At 35.3% G+C, this 4,038-nt stretch carries 2 protein-coding genes and 1 pseudogene; all 3 read left to right on the forward strand.

Annotation, left to right across the window (positions count from 1 at the left end):
* Window positions 1–66: 66 nt before the first annotated feature.
* A pseudogene (gene lptB / locus Q0A18_RS15800) lies at window positions 67–792 on the forward strand (LPS export ABC transporter ATP-binding protein); the annotation flags it as partial.
* 504 nt (window positions 793–1,296) lie between these two features.
* Window positions 1,297–3,024, forward strand: a complete 1,728-nt coding sequence (locus tag Q0A18_RS15805) for an ABC transporter ATP-binding protein (protein ID WP_292011129.1) — start codon at window positions 1,297–1,299, stop codon at window positions 3,022–3,024.
* On the forward strand, window positions 3,024–3,992 hold the full coding sequence (locus Q0A18_RS15810; RefSeq protein ID WP_292011128.1) for a YafY family protein: 969 nt from the start codon (window positions 3,024–3,026) through the stop codon (window positions 3,990–3,992). The genes Q0A18_RS15805 and Q0A18_RS15810 overlap by 1 nt, the downstream gene beginning before the upstream one ends.
* Window positions 3,993–4,038 lie beyond the last annotated feature (46 nt).

The following is a 4,038-nucleotide window of genomic DNA, read 5'->3' on the forward strand; positions in this document are numbered from 1 at the left end:
ATATAAACTTTGTTAACAAAATATAACTTGATGTCAACAAGTTTATATTTTTGATATATTTGCTGCATGATTTTACGAGGAGAAAACTTAATCAAGGAATACGGTCCCAAAAAAGTTGTAAAAGGAGTTTCTGTGCAGGTTGAACAGGGAGAAATTGTTGGTTTGCTGGGCCCTAACGGAGCCGGTAAGACAACATCATTTTATATGATTGTAGGATTGGTTAAGCCAACTTCTGGTAAAATATTTCTGGATAATCAGGAAATTACTACTGATGCCATGTACAGAAGAGCCCAAAAAGGTATTGGGTATCTTGCTCAAGAAGCGTCTGTTTTCAGGAAACTTTCTGTAGAAGAAAATATTATGGGTGTTTTACAGCTTACCAAGTTGTCTAAACGTGAGCAGCAGATCAAATGTGATGAGCTTATTGAAGAATTTTCTTTGCAGCATGTTCGTAAAAACAGAGGGGATCTTTTATCAGGAGGTGAAAGGCGTAGAACGGAGATTGCCCGCTGCCTCGCCACAAGCCCTAATTTTATTCTTCTTGATGAACCTTTTGCCGGAGTAGACCCGATCGCTGTAGAAGATATTCAGAAGATTGTAAGAAGTCTGGTTGATAAAAATATCGGAATATTAATCACCGACCATAATGTACAGCAGACTCTTGCGATTACTAACAAAACTTATATCATGTTTGAAGGAAGAATATTAAAAGAAGGTCTTCCTGAAGATTTGGCTAATGACCCTCAGGTGAGAGAGGCGTATTTAGGAGAAAATTTCGTGTATCAGAATATCTTTGACAAACCAAAAAAGAAAAAATATGCCTATAATATATGGGCCGGGAATTTTGATTCTAAAGTTCAGTTTCAGAGTTTTGTAGATGATAATTTTTCTCAATTCGATGATGTGAGGCTTATGTATGGATTTGAAGAGATTGGTTTTGCTTCATTAGGGAATTCCGAGATAGAACATATTTTTACTGATGTAGTAGATAAAAATGCCAATAACTCATTTTTATTCCAACGTAAAGAAATTTCTTCCCAATATTCGATAGAGCAGGCCGAAGCAGAATCTGCATCTGCCGGAAAACCGGAATTACATTATCTCACGACCTATTGGTATGAATCTTAACATTAAAGTCAAGTGATTATTTGCTTGAATTGATAATATAACGTACCTTTTCTCCTGAAAACGGTACGTTTTTACTTGAATATATCCATGGCAAAACCTTTTAACAGAACAATTACCTTTCTGGGAATCTATAAACAATTAGTTCCATTTATCAGACCTTATCGTTTAATGATTTACGGAACCTTATTCCTTACTTTTCTGGGAGCACTTGCAGCTCAGGTCAATCCTATTGTTTTAAAATATACGGTAGATGAGGTGACTACGCTTACTCATCTCCCTCATCCTATGTCTGAAGGAATCCATATTCTTGTGGTTATTTCCATTATTCTGTTAGGAAAAGAACTTTTAAATATCTTCATTAATTTCGGGCAGAAATTTTATGGAGAGAAGATCAGAATTAATGTAAGCTCCGTTTTGGCCCAGTCTGCGATTGATAAAATCCTGACCTACCGTGTGTCTTATTTTAATGATGAAAATCATGAATCAGGAAAGCTTCAGATTAGAATAGACCGGGGAATTGAAAGTTTGACAAAATTGGTACAGAATTTTTTTATAGATATCCTTCCTCTTTTTTCAAATGCTATTATTGCTTTGATAATTATGTATATGCAGAATGTATATGTGGGATTGGTCTCAACGATTATTGTTCCTATTTATTTTTATGTAAGTTCTTTGCAGGCAAAAAAATTATCAGGAGTTCGCCGTCAGCTGAGAAATCAGAGAGAGCAAAAAACTTCAGGATTATTAAATCTGATCAATTCCATCATGGTGATCAAAAGTTTTGTAAGAGAAAAATTTGAAGGGAAAAAACAATATGATTTGCAGATGCAACTGATGGAAAGTCAGATGTTTACCAGAAAAACCAACTTTATATATGACGGGCTGAAAACTTTTATTGAGCAGTTCGGAGTTGTACTTATTATACTTTTAACTGTTTATCTGGTGCTTGACCAGCAAATGACCATTGGCGCAATCATGCTGCATATTATGCTTTTTAATAATGTTTCAGCTCCTATTCGCCAGCTACACCGTATTTATGATGATATGAATGATGCTATGATTTATGCAGAGGGTTATTTTGATATTCTGAATGCAGATGATGAAACAGAACAGAACGGAAAATTTGTAGAAAAAGAAATTAAAGGAAAATTTGAATTAAAAAATGTCAACTTTTCTTATCCTAACGGAACTCAGGCGCTTCATGATGTTTCCATGACTATTGAAAATGGAAAAACTACAGCGCTTGTAGGATTGAGTGGTGCAGGAAAATCTACAGTAATTAACCTTTTATGTAAGTTTTACCTCCCTGATTCAGGAGATGTCTTTTTGGATGATGTGAATTTGAATGAATATGACAATACTTTTTTAAGAAATGACTTAGGCCTGGTTCTACAGAGAAATCATATTTTTCAGGGAAGTATTGAAGATAATATCCGCTATGGAAATATGAATGCAAGCTTTGAAGAAATTCAGGAAGCAGCTAAAAAAGCTTATTTGCACGATCAGGTCATGGATTTGCCCGATCAGTATCTGCATGATGCAACACAGCTTTCCGGAGGCCAGCAGCAGAGAATTGCAATTGCCAGATTGTTTCTGAAAGATCCCCCGATTATCTTCCTTGATGAACCTACAGCAAGTTTGGATGCAATAGCTACAGAGCAGATTAAAAATTCACTGGATGCTATAAAAGAAGGGAGAACAGTAGTTATTATTTCACATTCATTATCCCAGATCCTGGATTCGGATATTATTTATGTAATGAAAAAAGGAAGAGTGGTTGAAAATGGAACCCATGATGAGCTTTATGACAAAGAGGGAACATATCGTGAGATTTTTGATGCCTCTGCAAGAAGTCTTAATTTGGACCGGCTGGTTAAAGCTTATAAAGAGGAATAATGAATGATCATTATCTTAAAAAACTGGATAGAGTAACGGCTATTCTCACTCAATTACAGTCGAGGCCATTAGTAAGAGCGCAGGATCTTGCGGAGAAATTTGAGGTAAGCATACGGACGATTTATCGTGATATTAAAACGTTGGAAAATGCCGGAATTCCAATTGTAGGAGAAGCTGGAAGCGGTTATTTCCTTATGGATGGTTATAAATTACCGCCCGTAATGTTTACAAAAGAAGAGGTTCTGAGCTTTATTACTTCAGAAAAGCTGATGCAGAAATTCTCTCATCAAAGTATGGGAACCCATTATCAGACCGCTATGGGAAAAGTACGTTCAGTACTGCGTTATTCAGACAAAGATATGATTGAAAACGTGGAAAACCAGATCGATGTTTTCAGTTATCATTCTCCTCCCACAGAAGCAGAAGTTATTAAAAATGTTCTTCCTACTATTTTAGAAAGCATTGCAGAAAAATATCAGCTTATCATAGAATACAGAAGTGTGAATGCGGAGGTTTCAAAGCGGACCATTGAAGCGGTAGGCGTGTTTTTCGAATTTAATTATTGGTACATTATGGCTTTCTGTACCCTGAGAAAAGATTTCAGGCAGTTCAGAGTAGACCGGATTTTGAAAATATCAAAAACTTCTCAGTCATTTTCTCAGGAATATGGCCAGATTAATGACTACAGAAAGAAATGTAATGAAAACCCAACCCTTGTAAAGCTTTTGGTAGAAAAGAAAGTGATGGGATATCTTTCCAATTCCAAAAAATACTATGGACTTATTGAAGAGGAAGAAACTGAAGAAGGAGTTTTACTAACTTTTAAAACAGAATGGATCAATGATGGATTTCCTCGTTGGTTAATCACTTTCGCAGATTATGCTACAGTATTGGAGCCCGAAATTCTTAAGGTTAAATTAAAAGAAATAATTACTAATATTTCTGCAAAACATATTATCCATAACTAAATATCTATTACAAGTTGATTATAAGTGTTTTTTGATTGGGTAATAT

It is taken from the genome of Chryseobacterium sp. (assembly GCF_022712095.1).
GTDB lineage: Bacteria > Bacteroidota > Bacteroidia > Flavobacteriales > Weeksellaceae > Chryseobacterium.